We start from the raw sequence: 20,197 nt of genomic DNA on the forward strand, positions 1-20,197 counted from the left end.
CACGCCCCTTTGGGGTTACGCGGTTTGGCGGTCGTTCCAGGAATCAGCAAAAATAATATTTGCCGGTCAAATAAAGTGAGATTTACAAATCTTCCCCATCCTTAACATTGCTAGCTTTAAAGGGCATTGCCGCCAATTTTACCCTGAAACATAAGCTAAAATGATCGGTTCGGATATTTCCATACAGAAAATTTCTGCTACCCTGATGGTCTTAACCAGATCCTTTTGGAACAGCCCGATGCTTTTAACCCTCGTTTACCGCAGCCACATTAGTGAACATGTACAGTCTGATTCACTGGTCGAAATGGTGTCTCAAGCCAAAGTAAACAATGAACTTTTAGGCATTACCGGGATCCTGCTTTTTGACGGGATGCACTTCTTCCAGTTGCTGGAAGGGGCAGAAGAGGCGGTGGATGCCCTTTACAGTGAGATTTGTAAAGATCAGCGGCATCACAACGTGGTGGTTCTGATGCGCGACTATGCGCAGTCACGCCGTTTCGGCAATGTCGGTATGGAGCTTTTTGACCTCAGACATCATCACGAAGATGAGGTGCTTCAGGCGGTGCTTGATAAAGGAACGTCTAAATATCAGCTCACTTATGAAGACAGGGCGCTGCAATTTTTATGTACTTTTGTGCAGGCACGTGAGAAGGAAAATTATCTCGAAATCCTTCCGGCGGATTCCTGGTCTTTCATCGCTGATGAGTCCCTGAAACCAGAAGTAGAATTTATCTTTCCTGAAATGCAGGACTACAATTTTGCATTCCAGCCGATAGTCGATCCGCTCAGCCGCGAGATAATCTCTTATGAGGCGACAATACGCGGGCCGGAAGGCGGTTCAGCGATGGAGTATTACTCCCGGCTGTCCGGAACAACAATCTACGAGGCAGATCTCAAATCCAAAAAGCTGGCTTTTGCCATGGCGCAGAAAATGGGGATCAGCGACAAAACGCTTTCTATCAAACTTTTGCCTATGACACTGGTGATGGTGCCAGATGCTGTGGAGTCTCTGGTTAATGACATCACAGCAAGTGGCCTGGTTCCTGAACAGATTGTGGTGGCCATCACCGAGAACGGCGTCATTACCCGTGAAGACAAGTTTTCTACCGCGATGAAACAGCTGAAAGCTTCAGGAATGCGTCTGGCAATTGACGATTTCGGGGCAGGTTCCGCCGGATTGTTGCTGCTGACTCAATGTCAGCCAGACAAGATTATGATTGATCGCAATATGATTTGTGACATTCATACCAGCGGACCTAAACAGGCCGTCGTTCAGGCCATTATCAGATTCTGCTCTTCGTTAGAAGTCTCAGTCATCGCAACAGGTGTTGAAAAACCAGAAGAGTGGATGTGGCTGGATGCGGCAGGAGTGTGTAATTTCCAGGGCGAATTATTTGCTGAGCCAAGACTGAAGGGCACGCCGGTAATTACCTGGCCCGAAGTCACCTATGAATACCAGTCGGGCAATCAGGCTCTCTGAGAACTTGTCATCAGCGCATAAGTGATAAATGAATGAGCCCGGCAAATGATATTTGCCGGGCTCATTTCATAATACGTTGCTGTTAATTTATAAAATATCATCATCAGGTGTGCGGTAGACAACATATTCAAGTGCTTCCAGGTAGACATCCTGCTTACCTGCATCACTTTCCTGTTCAATCTTCTGAATCAGACAAAGAATAATATCTTTATGAGTAACTACTTCTTTTTGTTTTTTTAAGTTTTGATAAAGACGGATGACCGTTTCGTTTTCAATCAGAAGTTCAGGGTCTTCTGCCAGAATATAATCAGCCAATGTTACATGAGTATAAGACACATCTTGCATTTTGATACTCCCCGCTTTTGTTCTTCAGAACCGGTTATTTGAAAGATTCCGCGCCCGTCTGTGACTACTAAGACCAAGCGCGAAGCGAATAATAGAGCAGATCCTTGTTTATGGATCAGAACCCGGCATCATCGGGCGTCATGCCCACGACCATTTCCAGTGCGCCGCGCAGAATATCCAGTTGCACAACATCTGATGTGGTTTCAAGCTGATTGATCAGATGCATGATGATGGCTTTATGGGTTACCGTACCTTTCTTTGCCAGAATCAGACGAATTGCGGCACCCAGAACTTCGGCTTCACTGGAGTAGAGTTCGCTCACTTTAGAAAATTGTTGAAAAATCCCTGTTTGATTGACTGCGTCTGTCATCGACTGAGATGAGTTTGATACCATCGAGTCGTTGTGGCTCACGGCACACTCGTTTGATGTATCAATGTTTTTTCTGGTCATCGGACGGCCCTTCAGTATTGAAAAAGTGTCGTACATTGTCGACGTCCCGTACTTCATAACTGACACGCGCACGCTTATCAGCCTGATCGTGGCGCATCTCATTTATGATCTGCTCCAGGGCGCTTTTTCGAGTTAAGTTCTCAGCATTTACAGCCATAAACTGTAACTGCTTAATGAGTCTGTCGATTGAAATTGGACTTTTAGATTTAAGTAAGGATATTACTGCCTCACCAATCAGCTTGTCCGTTAACTTTTCTTCATTACTTCTATACATATTATCAGCCTCTGAATATACGCTGACCAAAGGTCTTGGACAGATTAGCTTCAGGTTCAGAGTTATTACTTCAAACCACCAGGAACTACAACATCGGGAATAAAGTATTGGTAGGCTATGAATTAATCAAGCCCGCATAATATGTCAAACCGAAATTCTATGAAGCCAATCTTTACTTAAATCTCAACAAATCATGAGTCACGCTCAAGAACCAGACGGATTAGCTTCATATAGTGCTTTTCCTCTTCTTCGCTGCCAGCGGATTCAACACGATTCAACAGTTTTGAACACAACGCCTTGCGATTAAGGTTCTTGCCTGCTTCCAGAATTTCAACCACAACGCGTCCCATTGTTTCCTCTTTAGAAAAGCCCTGACCGTATAAAGAAGGGGAGGCCTCCGGAGACAATCCATCGTGCTTGTTCTGACGCATGACATATCCTCTTGTTAATGTGTGCGTAGTTAATGATTACTTGTGTGACTATAAAGTTATACAAGATGCACAAAGTTGTACAGGTATTTTTAGGAATAATGGATACTAATGCAGAATATTCTTAAGCGGTTTTTAGCTGAATCGGGGCAGTTCTCAGTCGCCTGAAGTGAGTTTGGTACTCATCCGTAAACAACAACTCAGAAAGCATTATGGTAAAGGTTGGGTAAAAAAGGGCAACTTTTTCCTGACTCTGCCGTTAACAATATGTGTCTTTTTTTGGGTGCTGAAGGGAGTGGCGGTGGAAAATTCAAAAATGGCCTTTGAGGAAGCCTGCCGTATGGTGGGTGAGTGCTGTCTGATGTTTGCGCAAAACGGCCAGGAAATTAGCCGTGAGCGGCTGGCATTATGGCTCGGCCGCGCTCAGGAAGAGGCGGTTGATGCCATTGGCGAGCCTAATGATGCGCTGCAACTGGCCATCGAGCGCCTTAAAGGTCGCTGATAAAACAGTCAAAAAACTTCCGTTTGTCCTATTTTTCAAGGCCTCCCGAAAGAGTGACTATACTTAATAAGCTAATTGTTAAGTCAGAACCCTTTCAGGAGGAAATGTATGAAGAGGAATAACCTAATCGCCGCATCGCTGGCCGCCGTTTCAATTTTGTTTGTGGCAGGCTGTGCATCGAATCAGGCTATTAAAACGATGGACGGAAAAACCATCGTGACGGACGGGAAACCTCAGGTAGATGACGATACAGGTCTGGTGTCCTATACCAATGCGGAAACCGGCAAGACCGAGCAGATTAATCGCGATCAGGTTAAAAACATGAGCGAACTGGATAACTGATTTATCCGGAAACGTATAACGAAAGGAGAAGATCATGAAGATCATGAATAGGACATTACTTTTACCCTTAGCAGCTGTGTTATGTGTCGCTGCGCTGTCGGGCTGTACACGCACAAGTTATGCCATCCAGACGAATGATGCGCGAACCATCATCAGTGACGGCAAACCAAAAGAAGCCGATTCCGGCTTGCTAGAATACACCGATGCCAACGGTGTGAAACAGCAGATCAGCAAAACTGAAGTGAAACAGGTAACAGAACTTCCGAAGTAAATCCGGTGCTCTCTTTTTTGTCTGACATTAAAACCCGCTGATAAAGCGGGTTTTTTATGATCGGTATCGCGGGTAACTTGCGCTATCTCTGAGACGTCGCCACATTCCTCTTCAATGCTTTTTCAGCCTGTGCCGCTTTCATTCCTTTCTCGGCGCTGCGATGTAAAATCCAGCCGAAAAGCAGAATGGACAGGGCGCACAACAGGAATAAAATACGTCCCCACAGCGGATTCGGCACCAGCACCATCAGCAGTAGACCCGCACCCATGTACATCGAAATGCGGCCGATTTTATCGCGCTGTAACCGGTCAAACTCATCTTGTTCATGGTCGGCATAGACCGGCGTTTCCATATCGGTAAAGAACTGCTGACGCTGGGTATTTCTCGCCGAGGCGTTCTCACGATAAAACAGCGTCGTCAGGCAGAAGAAGCCGCCGGTAAACACCAGATGGGCAAAAATGTTCCACATGATGGCGACGTCCAGCAGTTCGCGTTTGGTCAGTGTGATACCCAGCAGACGGGCGACATCCGGCGCGGTGAACAAGTTTGCGACCACGTAAGACACGCATAAACCAAACAACACGGTGACCCACGCCGCCCAGTCAGGCGTTTTACGGATAAACACGCCGAGGAACAGGGGCACGACAATCGGTGCCTGCATCAGTGTGCCGACTTTCATCATCAGGTCGAACAGGCTGACGGTCTGCATGGTGTGCATGTATTGCGCCACCAAAATGACCAGCACGCCATTCACCACGCAGGCAATCTGGCCCACGCGCAGCTGGTATTTATCGCTGCGCTCGCTGTTACGATTAATGATCGGCGTCCAGAAGCTGCGCACGAAAATCCCCGAGTTGCGGTTCAGCGCGCAGTCCATCGATGACATTGTCGCGGCGAACAAGCCAGCCATCAGCAGACCGACGGTGCCCATTGGCATCGCGCGTTCAGCGAAAATCAGATACACCGCATCGGTGGCGTTTTTGCCCAGTTCCGGATGTGCCGTAGCCGCGTCAGGATAAAGGATCGCCACCGCCCACGGCGGGATGAACCAGATAATCGTGCCCACCAGCATCAGTACCAGCGCAAACAGCGCCGCTTTTTTGGCATTAAAACTGTCTTTGGCATTCAGGAAACGGTAGGAATCTTGCAGGTTATTGATGCTCTGTACGTTCTTGATAAAGAAGAACAGGAAGCAGGCTACCAGCAGTGAAATATAATGCGGGCCGACATCCGGACCGGTAAAGAACCCGGATGGGAATTCTGTCACCAGCTTCACCGGGCCGCCGACTTTAAACAACGCCACCACCGCGCAGGCGATGGAAATAATTGCCACCACCAGCGTCTGCACAAAGTCACTTGCCACCACGCCCCACGCGCCGCTCAGCAGCGAAATCACCAGCACCACGATGCCCGTCACCCATAACGTCAGCGTAATGTCATGCTGGAATACTGCACTGGCAAACACGGCCAGACTGTTCAGCCACACGCCCGCACTGAGGATACTCAGCGGGATAATCATCCAGGTGAAAAATTGTTCGTTACCTTTGCCGAAGCGATGGTTAATCGCCTCTGTGGCAGTATCAACCCTTAACTGACGGAAGCGGGCGGCGAACCACCACCAGGCGACCAGATAGCCGAACACGTTACCGGCGAACACGCTGACGACGTTGAACCCGTAGCGGTAAGCCTGTCCGGCCGCGCCGGTGAATGTCCAGGCGCTGAACTGGATCATAAAGGCGGTCGCGCCGACCATCCACCAGAGCATTCGCCCGCCGCCGCGAAAGTAGTGGCTTGAAGAGCCGGAGGCCATCTTTTTGAACGCATAACTGATGGCAATCATTAAGACGAAGTAACCGATCATGACCAGAACGTTGATATCCATTGTCGTGACTCTCTCGTTTGTAGGGTGAGATGTTTTTTGGTTATGTATTGAGCAAGCGTAGAAGAGAGAAATGAAATTAAAAGTCGGACAAATAAGAAATGCTTAGTTTGTTATCAAATTGTGATTTTGGTCACTTGTCGGGCTTAATGTGGGTTTTTAAGTCAATTCTGACTGGCGAAACTGAAATTTCATTGCTTTATTAGTATGACTAAAGCGTGAGATCTCATCGGGACAATGGCGCGGAGCCGGGAGAAAACATGAAGTTAATGCAGGGCAAAAAGGTGAAAAGAACTGTGAACAGCATGACCACCGGCGCAACGCTGCTGCTGGCGCTGATGACGGGTTCTGCGGGCGTACTGGCCGCTGAACCGGCATTTCTGAATCCGGCGCAGATGGCCGTTGTCCGCCAGCAACTGCGTGACCACAATGCCGCGCCACAAACCACTGACGCGTATCAGCATCTGCTGGCGGCGGCGGATTCCGCGCTGAAAAAGCCTGAACTGAGTGTGACCGACAAAGGTATGACGCCGCCGGGCGATTCGAAACATGATTATCTCAGCCTGAGCGCGTACTGGTGGCCGGATGACAGCAAACCCGATGGCCTGCCGTGGATCCGTAAAGACGGTCATGTGAATCCCGCAAGCAAAAATGATCAGAGTGATGGCGTGCGGCTGGCTGATTTCACCGCACGGGTGCAGAACCTGACGCTGGCCTGGTATTTCTCCGGCGAACAGAAATACGCGGATAAAGCTGCCAGCCTGCTGCGCACCTGGTTTATCACCCCACAAACGCGAATGAACCCGAATCTGAATTACGCGCAGGGCGTGCCGGGTATCTCGCCCGGGCGCAACGCCGGAGTGCTGGATGGACGCTATTTCTCGACCCGGATTGTGGATTCTCTGGTTCTGTTACGGGGTAATCCGGCGTGGACCGACAACGACGAACAGCAAATGCGCGCGTGGATGCAGGATTATCTGACGTGGTTGCAGGGCAGCAAAATCGCCAAAAAGGAAGGACGCACGGAGAACAATCACGGCAACTGGTATGTGACGCAGGTTTCCGGTATTGCGTGGTATCTGGGCGATAAAGCGGTGATTGGCGATATGGTGAAGCTGATGAAAAGTAAGCTGGATGTGCAGCTGAAACCCGATGGCACGCAGCCCGCTGAACTGGCGCGGACGCGATCGTTTCATTACAGCTATTTCAATTTGCAGGCGATCAGCATGATGGCGGTGCTGGCGCAGAAAAATGGTATCGACCTGTGGCATTACCGCACGTTGCAGGGGGGCAGTGTGCTCAAATCGCTGGATTTCATGGCGCGCTTTACCGATCCGGCGCTGCCGTGGCCGTACAAATCACTTGATCAGATCCGCGTGCGTCCGGTGCCGTTACTTTCCTGGGCGGATAATGCCACCGGTGAGAAACGCTACGAGCAGCAAATTCGCAGCGCAACATTCACTCTGCCGCGAGCGGTGAAACCGGCTTCCGGCGGCTATCACGAAGACGTTACCCGCGGCGCAGTCATGGAAGCTGAAAGAGAAACCTGGTTGCTTTCACTGCCTTCCTTTGCGAAGGGATACGTCGCGCCACAGGTGGCGGAGGATAAAAAATGAATGACTGGCAGCCGTTGCTGATAAGCGTCAGTGAAGCGGAGAAACTGCGTGAACAGATTAACGCGGATTCCCCTTTGGGCGCGGCGCTGCGGGCGCACATCGTCACGCTGGAACAAATGCTCGCGCAACCGCTGAATATTCCCGGTCACGGCGAAGCGGGCGGGCCGGAGCATACGCAGCACAAACAAAACTACCTGGGGATCAATCTGGCCGGGCGTTTATATCTGATCACCGGTGAGCCGCGTTACCTGGATTATGCGCTGGCGCTGCTGAACGGTTATGCCGCGATTTATCCGTCGCTGGGCAGTGCCATCAGCAAAGACAGTAATTCGCCAGGCCGTTTATTCCATCAGACGCTGAATGAAAACATGTTCTGGCTGTACGCCGTCGAAGGCTATCACTGCCTGGTCCCGGCGCTCAGCGAGGCTCAGCGGGAAAATATTGAAACAAACTTGTTTCAGGTGATGGCGGATGACGCGCTGAACCTGCATACCAAAGATTTCGATATCGTGCACAACCACGGCATCTGGTCGGTGGCGGCGGCGGCAATCAGCGGTTACGTGCTGGGCGATTCAGTGCTGGTGGAAAAGGCGCTATACGGACTGCAAGGCGACAGTGAAAGTGGCGGTTTTTTTGCCCAGCTGAGCCAGCTTTTCTCGCCGGACGGATATTACATCGAAGGCCCGTATTATCACCGTTTTGCGCTGCGCCCGCTGCTGTTGCTGAGTGAGGCCATCGAACGTCGCCAGCCGGAACTGGAGATTTATACGTTCCGCGAGCAGATCATCAGGAAAACCTGTGAAGCCCTGATGCAGACCGCCTTCCCCGACGGAACCTGGCCTGCGCTGAATGATTCCTCGAAAACCATCAACATCCGTGATGATGGCGCGGTAATCGCCGCCAGCGTTTGTTACTCCCGTTACGGCCACAATCCGCAGTGGATTGCCGTCGCCCAACAACAGCACACCGTTTGGGTCAGCGCCGCCGCGCTGGAATTATCCGATGCGTTGCAGCAATCGCCCGCGCGGCCTGTGAAGTGGGGCAGCGTCCAGCTACGTGATGGCCCCGAAGGGACGCAGGGCGGCATCGGTATTTTGCGGAGCAACACAGAAAATCAGGATATGGCGCTGATGTGGTACGGCCAGCACGGCAGTATTCCGCGCCTGCATTCGGCACTCAATCACGGACACTTTGACGGCCTGCATCTTAGCCTGTTCAGCCGCGGACGTGAGTTCCTGCGTGATTACGGTTTTGGCCGCTGGGTAAACGTGGAGCCGAAATTCGGCGGACGATACATCCCTGAAAATAACAGTTACTGCAAGCAAACTGTCGCGCACAACACCGTGGTGGTGGACGGGCAAAGCCAGAATCACGGTGACAGCCTTGAGGCTGAAAAACGCTGGGGCGAACCGCATTTCTTCGTGACGGATAATCCGGAAAAACAGGGTATGAGCGCCCGGCTGAAAAACTACACGCCGGGCGTCGACCAGCAACGGACGGTGCTGATGCTCAGCCTGCCGGAACTATCGTCACCGCTGATGGTGGACGTATTTCGCCTGACCAGCGCGCAGCCACATGGTTACGATTATTGTCTGCATCATCTCGGCCAGTTTGTCCGCACAGACGTCACCCTGGAGGTGCCCGGCGAGCTGAAACCCCTGGGCAAAGATCACGGTTATCAGCACTTATGGGATGGCGGGCGCGCTGAAATCGCCGCGGGGGATTCGGCACTGTTCAGCTGGCTTGACGGCGACAGCTACCGCACGCTGGTCAGCGCTTTCCCTGAAGGCGGCCAACTGATTGTCGCCCGTACCGGTGCGAACGACCCACATTTCAACCTGCGCTGCGAACCGGCATTACTGCTGCGTACTCACGGCACGAATGCCATTTTTGCCAGCGTATTTGAAACCCACGGTTTTTTCGACGAAGCCACCGAAACGTCTGTTAATGCGCGCGGTAAGGCCGAACGCATCATCGTGGTGAGCCATGACGATGAGCAAACTGAACTGAATATTTACTTTGCCAATAATCGCACATTGAACGTTCGCATCAGTAACCGTGCCGCACCGGCAGCGGAAGACGCGTTCAGCGTGGCGTGGCAATCCGTCTCACCTCTGAACATCCCTGAATCATAAAGGAGTCATTATGTTTAACGATTTGAAAGGTCAGCGTGTTTTGATTACCGGTTCAACTAAAGGCATTGGTCTGGCGGCGGCGCAGGCATTTGCGGCGGCGGGCGCAAAGGTCGGGATTAACGGCCATCGTCATGATGCCAGCCTCGATAAACTGGCGGCTGATATCGCTAAAAATGGCGGCGAAGTGGCGTACTTTGGCGCAGATGTCACGAAATCTGCCGAATGCGAGGCACTGGTGGCGAACTTTGTCGAGCGTTTTGGCGGAATAGATGTACTGATTAATAACGCCGGCGGTCTTGGCGGGCGTCAGGGGCTGGAAAACATCGACGACGATTTTTATAACCATGTGATGGATTTGAATGCCCGTTCGGCGCTGATGGTCACAAAATTCGCCATTCCGCATTTACGTCATGCGGCGAAGCAAAACGGTAAAACCACGTCGGTGATCAGCACCGGTTCCATTGCCGGACGTGAAGGCGGCGGGCCGGGAGCGAGTCTGTACGCGGCCTCAAAAGCCTGGCTGCACAACGTTCACCGTAACTGGGTGAAGGAATTCACCAAAGACAATATCCGTTTCAATGTTATCGCGCCGGGCACTATCGACACTGTGTTTCACGCGGATAAAAGTGCAGAAGTGCGTGAGAAAATCGCCGGGTCAATTGCGATGGGACGTTTCGGTACGTCGGAAGAACTGGCACCGTCTTACCTGTTTTTCGCCTCGCACGCCTGCAGCGGTTACATCACCGGCCAGATATTAGACGTTAATGGCGGTCAGATGGCGCCGTAGCGCACAGTTTGGGTGTTTCAGTGCGACGGCCGCATGCAGCGTGCCGTCGCCTGAACTATGATGTCGGCAATCTGCACAGTAAAAAGGGAAGAGCATGACGTTGCAGTTTGAAACCGCCGCAGGCATGACCCGTGGCCTGAATACCCATATCGCACGTGATATTGCACGTAAAATCCTGTCGGGCGAACTGGCGTCGGGAGCCATTTTGCCAAGTGAAATCGAGCTGGGCGAACAGTTTGGCGTCAGCCGTACCGCACTGCGCGAGGCGTTGAAACTGCTGACCTCCAAAGGGCTGCTGGAGTCGCGGCCTAAAATCGGCACCCGCGTCAAAGAACGCGCGCAGTGGAACATGCTGGATCCGCAGTTGCTGGAATGGATGCAGGGCATGGAAGCGACAGAAGAAATCTATCACCAGTTTCTGGAATTTCGCAAAGCCATTGAACCGCACGCTACCGCGCTGGCCGCCGTGAATGCCAGCAAAGAACAGCGCATCGAACTTTCGCGGATCTACCGACAGATGTGTCATGTCGCTGAAAATTTTGATGCTGAGCAGTGGGTGGATATCGATACCAAATTTCACCGGATGATCTTTATTGCCTCCGGTAACTGTTTTTATGTGCCGTTTGGCAACGTGCTGACCACTATATTCAAATGGTTTTTTGAATATTCTTCAAAAGAAGGGGGCATGTGTCTGAATGAGCATAAGAGGATTTACGAAGCCATTATGGCCGGGGATGAAGGTGCCGCTTTTTCTGCGTCGCTGAGCCTGATGAAAGGGCATAAGCACCGGTTGCATCAGACATAACGGACAGAGAACCGTTGCACCACGTTTATCCAGCGCAGATTTTTCTGCGCTTTTTTATGCGTGCTGATCCTGAAATGAGATTTCTGATACAAAAATGAAACAAATGTCACGGGCGCTTACGCCACAGTGCCAGTGCATCGTATAGACTTGTCATAATTATTACGGTCTAATCTTTTTATCGACACGAAATATTTAAATGACCCGGTAAAGTTACAGTGAATTATATTAATCATTAACTCGGTGAATGCATGAAAATACTCAAGGTCAGTGATTTCTTTCTTTCAGAACATCATGCTTTCAGTTTATTCGATATGAACCGACAGTCGATGGAAGATGTACACGTGCATGAATTTGATGAACTGGTTATTGTCCGCAATGGCAGCGGCTTTCATATCATCAACGATCAGGTGGAGTTTATTCATAAAGGCGACTTTTTTATCGTCAGCGCGCACGATGTTCACTGTTATGAATCTACTAATAAGTTGTCAATAATCAATATTCTGCTACATAAAGAACGACCTTTTCATTTTATCAATAACATCGCTGAACTGACGGCAGGGATCAAAGAATATACCGGGTCGATGAAGAGACGTCGTACAGGATTAACGGATGAAGAATTGGCCAGAGTGATTGAACTGACGGATAAAATCACCCGGCAATGTGATGCCCGATATGATAACGCCTACTTTGCGACCGCAGAGTCTTATTTATTATCGATGATAGTGATGCTTTATCAGTGTGCCATGCGTAAAGAATGTCGTGCCAGTGAGACAGAATCAGGGAAGCGCCATCTGCTGAATCATCTGCGCGAAAATTATACCTGCACAATTAACTGGGATTATTTATGCGAAGAAAGTGGTGTCGCTAAAAGAACCATGTTCAGGTTTATAAAGGAGATCACCGGCTTTACACCGGAAAGATTCCAGCAGCGCTACCGTTTATTAAAAACGCAGGAGTTATTGCGAACCTCGGATTTAAGCATAGGGAAAATAGCCACGATGTGTGGATTTTCCACCACATCACGCCTGACGGAAGCGTACAAAAAACAGTTTCAAAGAACACCCTCTCAGGAAAGGATGAGAGTCAGTAACAGTGTTATTTCAACTACGCAGTAATAACCTGTTCTGATAATTCAAGGTAATAACTTAAAGTAATACTTCAAAGCAGTAATAGCTAACCATAATAACAGTAAACAGAAAGGACCTCTCAAGGATCATTTAATTCACGTACACCTCTGAAGGACATTATTATGTCAACCACTAAACAACCTAATCCCTGGTACGTCGGGGTGGTTTCCGGCATGGCGTCATATATTGATTCTGCTGCTATAGTTTCAAACGGAACGGCTCTGGTTATTTATCAGAAAACGATCGGCACCACGGTAGTTCAGATAGGAATACTTTCAGGAATACTCACGCTGAGCATTGCGCTGGGGGCACTGACGGGCGGAAGGCTGGGCGATTGTTACGGCAGACGCAAAGTCTTTATTGCCACCATGATAATGATCATTATCGGCACGTTGTTTCTGGCATTCGGCGACACTTTTGCGCTGCTGCTGGCGGGAACATTGCTGGTAGGGCTGGCCACTGGTGCAGATTTACCCGTTTCTCTGGCGACAATTGCCGAAGCGGCAACAGACAAAAACCGCGGCAAGATTATCGGCTTGTCGAATCTACTGTGGTTCTTAGGGATTGGCAGCACGATGGCAATTTCTGCCGTCGTAGGCGGGTGGGGGCGGCCCGGTGCGCAGATTATGTATCTGCATGTCTGCGCCGTGGCCGTCGTTTTGCTGGCGTTGCGCTGTACCATCCCGGAATCCCCATTATGGCTGATCGCCAGAAACGAAAGGCGTGCAGGCATTGTGACGGTGCGGGCTCAGAAAGCCTCATTTAAAGATCTCATCCACGGGAAATACTTGTGGCCGTTTATTGCGCTGTGTCTGTTTTACGCTTTCACCAATCTTGCCGCGAATACCGGTGGTCAGTTTGGCACCTATATCGCGGTAAACGTGGTGGGTATTTCTGTTGAACAAAACTCGCTGTGGAATCTGCTGACCATGCCGGTCGGAGTGTTCGCCGGGATCATGTTTATGCGCTTTGTTGATACGCCGAAACGTATTCCCGCATTTATTCTGGGGGCTATTTGTTTCGCGGGCGGATTCTTCCTGCCGGTATTATTTAATTTCTCACCTGCCTCCTGGTTCTGTTGTCTATTCTTTACTGCTATAGGCAGCGGACTGGCTTTCGAAGGGATCATGAAAGTCTGGTCACAGGAATCGTTCCCAACCATGCTGAGATCGACGGCGCAAGGTATTATCGTCGCTATCTCCCGGTTGTTATGCGGTGTACTGGCTTTTATTACGCCGCTGTTACTGGAAGCCGGACCGCAGGTGCTTTATACCCTGTTATCCGCGACAGTGGCTTCCGGATTATTGATCGGCTGGATCTGTTTCCACGGAAAACAACGGAACGAATTCAACAGTGAGGCCGGAGTGCTCATAAAAGATACAACGCCTGAATATCCGGCATCCGCTGTTAAACAAATTTAGTTATCTATTTCACCGAAATTACGAAAGGAGTCACGAATTATGCTCGCAGTAACCAGACTTACACTGAATCAGGAATCCGCATTATCAGGCGTGCAGGAACTTCCTGTATTGGGTTGGGAGATTGAAAGCCACAACAGAAACGTCCGGCAAACGGCGTATCGGATCCAGATTAGCCATCAACAGAATTTTGATAATATTCTGCTTCGCGGCGAATGGCAGGAAAGCGATTGTTCAAATAATGTTCCGTTAATGGAATTAATGCTTACCTCGTCCCAGCATTATTTTATTCGTGTGCAGGTGCGTGATAATTATGGCGAGACCAGTAACTGGAGTTCTCCCGCAGAGATGATATCCGGGGTACTTTATACACACGAATGGCAGGCTGATTTTATTTCTGCTGAAACACCGGCTGATAAAGATCAGTCCGCGGGCACATTACTGAGAAAATCGTTTGTCCTCAACTGTACTGAAGATATTCAGTCAGCCTTTATTCATGTCAGCGCGCTGGGGCTTTATGAATTACATCTTAATGGCCAGAAAGTCGGAGAAGATGCCCTGACGCCGGGCTGGACGAGTTATCACAATCACTTACTTTATCAGACCTATAATCTGACCAGCCATCTGGAAAAGGGTGAAAACGTCATTGGCGCCATTGCAGGTGCAGGCTGGTACAAAGGCGATATGGGGTTCAGCCGTCATCGTAACTATTACGGCGAGCAAACTGCGTTTATTTCGCAACTGGTCATCAATTACAAAGACGGTTCTCAGGAGGTTGTGGTCAGTGATGAAAGCTGGAAATGCCACGACTCCGCCATTCTTTTTTCAGAAATCTATGACGGCGAAATTTATGATGCGCGCCGGGAAATCCCCGGCTGGTGCGCGAAAGGTTTCTCTGACAATGCCTGGCGCCCGGTCAGTCGTGTGACGCATGAAAAATCCACGCTGGTCGCACAGGGAAGTAACACGGTCAGAAAAATGGAAGAACTCAAACCGGTACGGCTTATCACCACGCCGCAGGGCGATACCGTCATGGATTTTGGTCAGAATCTCAGCGGTTGGGTAGAGTTTACGGTCCGGGGCAACGCGGGCGATAAAGTGGTGCTCCGCCACTTTGAAGTGCTGGATGCGCAGGGCAATGTGTATCTTGATAACCTGCGTTCAGCCACGCAGCGCACTGAGTATGTTCTCAAAGGTGAGGGCGAAGAAACCTGGCATCCGCATTTCACCTGGCAGGGATTCCGTTTTGTGAAAGTAGAGGAGTATCCGGCACCGCTGGATCTGAATAATTTCACTGCGATTGTTTTGCATTCCGCAATGGAACAGACCGGCTATTTCGCCTGCTCAAATCCTGAATTGAATCAGTTGCATCACAACATTTTGTGGGGCCTGAAAGGTAACTTTGTTGATGTGCCGACGGACTGCCCGCAGCGTGACGAAAGGCTGGGCTGGACGGGCGATGCACAGATTTTTTGCCGCACGGCGAGCTATCTGATGCAAACCCGCAATTTCTTCGCCAAATGGCTGACCGATCTTCGTTATGACCAGACGCCGGAAGGCGGCGTGCCGCACGTTATCCCGGATATCCTTACCGGCTATTGTGGCAAAGACCGTTTGCTGTCGGAAGGCGGAACCCATTCCGCATCGGCGTGGGCGGATGCTGCGGTGATCAATCCGTGGACGATGTACCTGATGTATGGCGATACCAACGTGCTGGAAAACCAGTACGCCAGCATGAAAGGCTGGATTGATTTCATGACTGACCATGCCGAAAATCATATCTGGCGCTACAAATTGCAGTTCGGCGACTGGGTGGCGCTGGATGCAAAAGAGGGCAGTTATTTCGGTGCCACGCCAAACGACCTGACCTGCACGGCGTATTACGCTTACTCCACGCAATTGTTCGCTAAAACCGCCAAAGTGCTGAAACGCAACGCAGACTATGAACATTACCATGCCCTGCATCAGGCGATTGTCGCGCGTTTTCAGGAGGAATTCTTCACACCGTCCGGGGGCCTGACGGCAAGAACGCAAACCGCTCACATTCTGGCGCTGTATTTCAATCTGGTACCCGAGGCGTTTCGCCAGAAAACGACTGATACGCTGGTTGAATTACTCGAAGAACACGACGGTCATCTGGTCACCGGTTTTGTCGGCACGCCGTATTTCTGCCATGCACTCAGCCAGAATGGCCACGTCAAAGAAGCGTGGAATTTACTGCTGAAAGACGATTTTCCGTCATGGTTGTATCAGGTGAAAGCCGGTGCCACCACCATCTGGGAACACTGGGATGGCATTAAACCGGACGGCAGTATGTGGAGCGCTGACATGAATTCCTTCAATCACTATGCTTACGGCGCAGTGGGCGAATGGCTTTACCGTGTGGCGGCGGGGATTGAAGCGGACGAGGAACAGCCCGGATTCAAGCATTTCATCATCAAACCGCTGACCGGCGGTGGCCTGAACTGGCTGGAAACGCGCTATCAGTCGGTTTACGGCGCAATAGGCGTCCGCTGGGATGTCAGTGGTCAGGACGTCAGTCTTTGCGTGAATGTTCCGGCAAATACTTCCGCTACTCTGGTGCTGACGGGCGCTGAAACTTTACTGGAAGCCGATGGTGTGAAATTTATCCGTAATGCTGAAGGGTTTACCGCCGAGGTTGGCTCTGGCGAATACCGGCTGAAATATCACGTCGCGGGATAAAGAGCTCAGGTAGCAGGTCGTTGAAGAACACCTCCTTTGCGAAAAGGAGGTGTTTTTTTACAGCTGAATTACAGATAACGATTTTCGAGATGTGTGCGGAAGAACGCCGGATTCAGCGTTTCGCCCGTGGCATTTTTGATCAGCTGATCCGTCGAGAAACGGCTGCCGTGTTGCCAGATATTTTGCTGCAACCACTGGAACAACGCCGTCAGGTCGCCGCGTACGATATCGTCCTGCAACGTTGGGATCGCTTTGTTGGCCGTCTGGAACAATTGCGCGGCATACATGGCACCCAGCGTATACGTCGGGAAATAACCAAACCCGCCGTCGGTCCAGTGAATATCTTGCATACAACCATCGCGGTAATTCCCGACGGTATTGATGCCCAGATATTCCTTCATCTTGCTGTTCCACAAGGCCGGAATATCGTCAACTTCAACGTCACCTTCCATCAGTGCTTTTTCGATTTCATAACGCAAAATCACGTGAGCCGGATAGCTCAGTTCATCAGCGTCAACGCGGATGAAACCAGGCTGAACGCGCTGGTTGAGTTTCATAAAGTTGCTTTCATCCAGCCCTTTGCGATGGCCGAATTGCTCGATTACCAGCGGGTAAACTGACTTCAGGAACGGCTCGCTGCAACCTAATTGCATCTCAAACAGCAGGCTTTGAGATTCATGCACGCCCATTGAGCGTGCGTTAGAAACCGGCTGACCGAGCCATTCTTTTGGCAGATTCTGCTCATAACGCGCATGACCCGTTTCATGGATCACACCCATCATGGCGCTGAGGAATTCATCTTCGTTATAGCGCGTGGTGATACGCACATCCTGCGGCACGCCGCCACAGAACGGGTGCGCGCTGACATCCAGACGACCGGCGCCAAAGTTAAAGCCCAGACGTTCCATCACTTTCAGCCCAAGCTGGCGCTGTTTTTCGATGTCAAAAGGACCCTGCGGCGCGATGCGGGTTTCAGATTTTTGCTTTTCGACCACGGTCTGCAACAAATCCGGCAACCAGGTTTTCAAATCGCCAAACAGCACGTCGAGTTTCTGCGAGGTCATACCCGGTTCGTATAAATCGAGCAGGGCATCGTAGCGGCTGATGCCCGCGGCTTCTGAACGCAGCTGCGCTTCCTGACGGCTCAGTTTCACCACTTCTTTCAGGTTATCAGCGAAACCTTCCCAGTCATTGCTTTTGCGCTGAATGCGCCATGCCTGCTCGCAACGCGCACCTGCCAGTGATTTTGCCTGCACCAGGCTTTCCGGCAGCAGGGCTGCTTGCTGATAATGACGACGCATCTCACGCAGGTTTGCCTGCTCCACGTCGTTGAGCTGTTCGCCGCCCGCCTGCTCCAGCCATTCACCTACCTGTTTCGCGGTGAGGATCTGATGCGTCAGCACGCTCAGTTCGGCCAGTGCTTCCGAACGGGCTTGTCCGCCTTCCGGTGGCATCATGGCGGCGGCGTCCCAGCCTGCAATTGCCGATAAGTGGCCAAAGCGGGAGAGGCGGGCGAAGGTGTCGTGTAGTTTTTTATAAGCGATGGTCATTGTGGCTCCCTTCCTGATTTTCGTTATTAGGCTGCTCAACAGCCAGATTAAATGTCGGTTTTACCGGCCAGCTGAAACGCAGACTGGCACCGCCCAGCGGGCTGCTGTCAACGGCGATGCGTCCCTGATAGGCCACGGCGATGGAATGTACGATAGCCAGCCCCAGCCCGCAGCCGCCGGTAGCGCGATCGCGGCTTGGGTCCAGACGCACGAAAGGTTCGAAGATCCGCTGACGTTCTTCCTGTGGAATGCCTGGCCCGTCGTCTTCGACTTGCAGGCTGGCCAGTTCACCGTCCAGCCACAGGCTGACGCGCAGGGTTTCCTGTGAATAACGCAGCCCGTTATTGACCAGATTATCCAGCACGCGCTCCATCAGGCGTAAATCTACGCCGCCGAAATCGCTGTTTTGCGGCGCGTCATACAGGATCGTGCGCTCGGTGATCATGCGGAAATCATCGACTTTGTCTTCCAGCCATTCTGCCAGATTCACTTTTTCAAGATTCAGCGTCACCTGCGGCCGGTCAAGGCGCGCATACGTCAGCAGTTCATCGATCAGCGCTTCAAGCTGCCCGATATCCCGGTTGATGGCGTTTTGCTCCGCCTCGGGTAAATTTTCGCTGATAGCCAGCCGGTAACGCAGGCGAACCAGCGGTGTACGAAGCTCATGCGCAATGCCGTCGATCAGCAGCTTTTTACTGGCCACCAGCGTGCTGATATTGTCCGCCATCTGATTAAATGCCACACCCAGACGGTTCAGGCTGGAGGTCGAATCAAAATCAATGCGTTCGTCAAGATGCCCGTTACCCAGGCGCAGCGCCGAGTTTTCCAGACGCAGCAAATCCTGCCAGTGAGGGCGCATCCACAGGAAAACGGGTAAAGCGAGCGACAGGCCGATGAACATCAGCAGAACGAAATCAAGCACGCGCATTTCGTGCATATAAAACAGATAAGGGATCGGACCGACTACCAGCACGTAATGGCTGCGCGGCACCCGCTGGATAAACGTATATTCATCATCGAGCGCGACAATTTCGCCGTCTTTCAGGCGCTGATCGAGCAGCGGGCTGAGTTTGCGTTTACCAAGAGGTTCAATGTGCAGTTTGAAAGACAGATTCAGATCCAGCGTATTGATGGTCTTATTCCAGTCTTTGATCGGGATTTCCCTCAGCTCACTGCGCATTAAATAGAGCGAACTTTTCATCAGGTCGTTCATGGACTGCCGGCCGGTTTTCTCCGCGGTCACTTTATAGACCAGCCCGACCAGCATCGCCATGACCATAAAGCAGACCAGCAGTAACAAAAAGAACTGGATGAAAAGCTTTTTCATTCCTGCAGCGACTCCCAGGCGTTAGGGGCAAACAGATAGCCTTTGTTACGCACGGTTTTAATGCGGAAGGGCTCAAGGGTGTTGTCATATAACTTGCGACGCAGGCGGGAAATCGCCACATCGATACTGCGATCCAGCCCGTCATAGCTGACGCCACGCAGGTTTTTCAGCAAAGCTTCGCGATCCATAATGCGGCCTGCGTGGGTCGCCAGTTCCCAGAGCAAATCAAAGTCGGAGGTGGAAAGCACAATAGTTTCATCCACCAGCGTGACTTCACGGTTCACCGGATCGATGCATAACTGGCCAAAGTGCAGGGCATTGCCGCTTGTCAGCGCCTGAACCGGCTGTTCGCTCTGCAGGGTCTGCGCCGGACTCTGGCGTAAATGCAGGCGCAAACGCGCCAGAAGCACTGCCGGTGGCGTCGTTTTCAGGATGTAATCGTTCGCGCCCATTTCCAGCGATAAGATGTGGTTCATGTCGCTGTCGAGCGAGGTCAGTAATACGATGGGCCCCGGAAATATCGGCCGTAAATCGCGGCACAACGTCATGCCGTCTTTGCCGGGAAGCATGATGTCCAGCAGGACAAGATCGGGTTTTTCTTTCTCAATGCGTGCCTGCGCTGTATCGCCACGCGGCTCAACCAGAACATCGATATCGTGTTTACCCAGATAGGCGGCGATCAGGTTGCCGACTTCTACATCATCTTCTACAAAAACGATTTTATTCATTGGCTTGCTGCTTTAAGAAATCCGGTGAG

At 51.1% G+C, this 20,197-nt stretch carries 19 protein-coding genes; 11 read left to right on the forward strand and 8 right to left on the reverse strand.

Going from position 1 to position 20,197, the window contains the following annotated elements; translation table 11 throughout:
• Window positions 1-238: 238 nt before the first annotated feature.
• Window positions 239-1,480 carry a diguanylate phosphodiesterase gene (locus EC840_RS03635; protein ID WP_132964001.1) on the forward strand — a complete coding sequence of 414 codons (1,242 nt, stop codon included), beginning with the start codon at window positions 239-241 and terminating at the stop codon, window positions 1,478-1,480.
• An 87-nt stretch (window positions 1,481-1,567) separates the two neighbouring features.
• Here EC840_RS03635 and EC840_RS03640 read toward each other — a convergent pair whose 3' ends face one another.
• From EC840_RS03640 to ycgZ, 4 genes are all read right to left on the reverse strand, one after another.
• Window positions 1,568-1,825 (reverse strand): biofilm development regulator YmgB/AriR family protein, encoded by a 258-nt coding sequence (locus EC840_RS03640; protein ID WP_129638177.1) that lies wholly within the window; start codon window positions 1,823-1,825, stop codon window positions 1,568-1,570.
• Between the two features lie 115 nt (window positions 1,826-1,940).
• Window positions 1,941-2,147 (reverse strand): biofilm/acid-resistance regulator YmgB/AriR, encoded by a 207-nt coding sequence (locus tag EC840_RS25445; RefSeq protein ID WP_243701006.1) that lies wholly within the window; start codon window positions 2,145-2,147, stop codon window positions 1,941-1,943.
• A gap of 109 nt (window positions 2,148-2,256) precedes the next feature.
• Window positions 2,257-2,550 (reverse strand): hypothetical protein, encoded by a 294-nt coding sequence (locus EC840_RS03650; RefSeq protein ID WP_112290113.1) that lies wholly within the window; start codon window positions 2,548-2,550, stop codon window positions 2,257-2,259.
• Window positions 2,551-2,741: 191 nt separating this feature from the next.
• Window positions 2,742-2,981 (reverse strand): regulatory protein YcgZ, encoded by a 240-nt coding sequence (gene ycgZ / locus EC840_RS03655; protein WP_132964003.1) that lies wholly within the window; start codon window positions 2,979-2,981, stop codon window positions 2,742-2,744.
• Window positions 2,982-3,279: 298 nt separating this feature from the next.
• Between ycgZ and EC840_RS03660 the strand changes: the two genes are divergently transcribed.
• The 3 genes from EC840_RS03660 (at window position 3,280) to EC840_RS03670 (ending at window position 4,093) form a co-directional block, all read left to right on the forward strand.
• Window positions 3,280-3,480, forward strand: coding sequence for a hypothetical protein (locus EC840_RS03660; RefSeq protein WP_232829945.1), 201 nt, complete (start codon window positions 3,280-3,282; stop codon window positions 3,478-3,480).
• A 108-nt stretch (window positions 3,481-3,588) separates the two neighbouring features.
• Window positions 3,589-3,822, forward strand: coding sequence for a YgdI/YgdR family lipoprotein (locus EC840_RS03665; RefSeq protein WP_129638180.1), 234 nt, complete (start codon window positions 3,589-3,591; stop codon window positions 3,820-3,822).
• Window positions 3,823-3,865: 43 nt separating this feature from the next.
• Window positions 3,866-4,093 (forward strand): YgdI/YgdR family lipoprotein, encoded by a 228-nt coding sequence (locus EC840_RS03670; protein WP_112290154.1) that lies wholly within the window; start codon window positions 3,866-3,868, stop codon window positions 4,091-4,093.
• 82 nt (window positions 4,094-4,175) lie between these two features.
• Here EC840_RS03670 and EC840_RS03675 read toward each other — a convergent pair whose 3' ends face one another.
• Window positions 4,176-5,975 carry a transporter gene (locus tag EC840_RS03675; RefSeq protein ID WP_132964004.1) on the reverse strand — a complete coding sequence of 600 codons (1,800 nt, stop codon included), beginning with the start codon at window positions 5,973-5,975 and terminating at the stop codon, window positions 4,176-4,178.
• Between the two features lie 266 nt (window positions 5,976-6,241).
• Here EC840_RS03675 and EC840_RS03680 point away from each other — a divergent pair, with 266 nt between their 5' ends.
• From EC840_RS03680 to EC840_RS03710, 7 genes are all read left to right on the forward strand, one after another.
• Window positions 6,242-7,588, forward strand: a complete 1,347-nt coding sequence (locus EC840_RS03680; RefSeq protein WP_243701012.1) for an alginate lyase family protein — start codon at window positions 6,242-6,244, stop codon at window positions 7,586-7,588.
• Window positions 7,585-9,723, forward strand: coding sequence for a heparinase II/III family protein (locus EC840_RS03685; protein ID WP_132964005.1), 2,139 nt, complete (start codon window positions 7,585-7,587; stop codon window positions 9,721-9,723). The genes EC840_RS03680 and EC840_RS03685 overlap by 4 nt, the downstream gene beginning before the upstream one ends.
• Before the next feature lie 10 nt (window positions 9,724-9,733).
• Window positions 9,734-10,510 carry an SDR family NAD(P)-dependent oxidoreductase gene (locus EC840_RS03690; protein WP_129638183.1) on the forward strand — a complete coding sequence of 259 codons (777 nt, stop codon included), beginning with the start codon at window positions 9,734-9,736 and terminating at the stop codon, window positions 10,508-10,510.
• Window positions 10,511-10,604: 94 nt separating this feature from the next.
• Window positions 10,605-11,315 carry a FadR/GntR family transcriptional regulator gene (locus tag EC840_RS03695; RefSeq protein ID WP_120162875.1) on the forward strand — a complete coding sequence of 237 codons (711 nt, stop codon included), beginning with the start codon at window positions 10,605-10,607 and terminating at the stop codon, window positions 11,313-11,315.
• Between the two features lie 248 nt (window positions 11,316-11,563).
• Window positions 11,564-12,430, forward strand: coding sequence for a helix-turn-helix domain-containing protein (locus tag EC840_RS03700; protein WP_132964006.1), 867 nt, complete (start codon window positions 11,564-11,566; stop codon window positions 12,428-12,430).
• 134 nt (window positions 12,431-12,564) lie between these two features.
• On the forward strand, window positions 12,565-13,863 hold the full coding sequence (locus EC840_RS03705; RefSeq protein ID WP_132964007.1) for an MFS transporter: 1,299 nt from the start codon (window positions 12,565-12,567) through the stop codon (window positions 13,861-13,863).
• Window positions 13,864-13,902: 39 nt separating this feature from the next.
• On the forward strand, window positions 13,903-16,563 hold the full coding sequence (locus EC840_RS03710) for an alpha-L-rhamnosidase (protein ID WP_132964008.1): 2,661 nt from the start codon (window positions 13,903-13,905) through the stop codon (window positions 16,561-16,563).
• A 68-nt stretch (window positions 16,564-16,631) separates the two neighbouring features.
• Here the strand turns inward: EC840_RS03710 and EC840_RS03715 are convergent, their stop codons facing one another.
• From EC840_RS03715 to rstA, 3 genes are read right to left on the reverse strand one after another with little or no spacing between them, the layout of a single operon-like run.
• On the reverse strand, window positions 16,632-18,113 hold the full coding sequence (locus tag EC840_RS03715; protein ID WP_132964009.1) for a carboxypeptidase M32: 1,482 nt from the start codon (window positions 18,111-18,113) through the stop codon (window positions 16,632-16,634).
• Window positions 18,097-19,440: a two-component system sensor histidine kinase RstB gene (rstB, locus tag EC840_RS03720; RefSeq protein ID WP_132964010.1), complete on the reverse strand. Its 1,344-nt coding sequence runs from the start codon at window positions 19,438-19,440 to the stop codon at window positions 18,097-18,099. Before rstB ends, EC840_RS03715 begins: the two co-directional genes overlap by 17 nt.
• A complete protein-coding gene (gene rstA, locus EC840_RS03725; protein WP_129638187.1) occupies window positions 19,437-20,168 on the reverse strand; it encodes a two-component system response regulator RstA in 732 nt (243 codons plus the stop codon). The genes rstB and rstA overlap by 4 nt, the downstream gene beginning before the upstream one ends.
• Window positions 20,169-20,197 lie beyond the last annotated feature (29 nt).

The sequence above is a fragment of the Rahnella sp. JUb53 genome (genome assembly GCF_004346065.1).
GTDB lineage: Bacteria > Pseudomonadota > Gammaproteobacteria > Enterobacterales > Enterobacteriaceae > Rahnella > Rahnella variigena.

Coding starts and splice junctions, on each gene's coding strand:
- EC840_RS03635 (WP_132964001.1), top strand. CDS start 239: ATGCTTTTAACCCTCGTTTACCGCAGCCACATTAGTGAACATGTACAG.
- EC840_RS03640 (WP_129638177.1), bottom strand. CDS start 1,825: ATGCAAGATGTGTCTTATACTCATGTAACATTGGCTGATTATATTCTG.
- EC840_RS03650 (WP_112290113.1), bottom strand. CDS start 2,550: ATGTATAGAAGTAATGAAGAAAAGTTAACGGACAAGCTGATTGGTGAG.
- ycgZ (WP_132964003.1), bottom strand. CDS start 2,981: ATGCGTCAGAACAAGCACGATGGATTGTCTCCGGAGGCCTCCCCTTCT.
- EC840_RS03665 (WP_129638180.1), top strand. CDS start 3,589: ATGAAGAGGAATAACCTAATCGCCGCATCGCTGGCCGCCGTTTCAATT.
- EC840_RS03670 (WP_112290154.1), top strand. CDS start 3,866: ATGAATAGGACATTACTTTTACCCTTAGCAGCTGTGTTATGTGTCGCT.
- EC840_RS03675 (WP_132964004.1), bottom strand. CDS start 5,975: ATGGATATCAACGTTCTGGTCATGATCGGTTACTTCGTCTTAATGATT.
- EC840_RS03680 (WP_243701012.1), top strand. CDS start 6,242: ATGCAGGGCAAAAAGGTGAAAAGAACTGTGAACAGCATGACCACCGGC.
- EC840_RS03685 (WP_132964005.1), top strand. CDS start 7,585: ATGAATGACTGGCAGCCGTTGCTGATAAGCGTCAGTGAAGCGGAGAAA.
- EC840_RS03690 (WP_129638183.1), top strand. CDS start 9,734: ATGTTTAACGATTTGAAAGGTCAGCGTGTTTTGATTACCGGTTCAACT.
- EC840_RS03695 (WP_120162875.1), top strand. CDS start 10,605: ATGACGTTGCAGTTTGAAACCGCCGCAGGCATGACCCGTGGCCTGAAT.
- EC840_RS03700 (WP_132964006.1), top strand. CDS start 11,564: ATGAAAATACTCAAGGTCAGTGATTTCTTTCTTTCAGAACATCATGCT.
- EC840_RS03705 (WP_132964007.1), top strand. CDS start 12,565: ATGTCAACCACTAAACAACCTAATCCCTGGTACGTCGGGGTGGTTTCC.
- EC840_RS03710 (WP_132964008.1), top strand. CDS start 13,903: ATGCTCGCAGTAACCAGACTTACACTGAATCAGGAATCCGCATTATCA.
- EC840_RS03715 (WP_132964009.1), bottom strand. CDS start 18,113: ATGACCATCGCTTATAAAAAACTACACGACACCTTCGCCCGCCTCTCC.
- rstB (WP_132964010.1), bottom strand. CDS start 19,440: ATGAAAAAGCTTTTCATCCAGTTCTTTTTGTTACTGCTGGTCTGCTTT.
- rstA (WP_129638187.1), bottom strand. CDS start 20,168: ATGAATAAAATCGTTTTTGTAGAAGATGATGTAGAAGTCGGCAACCTG.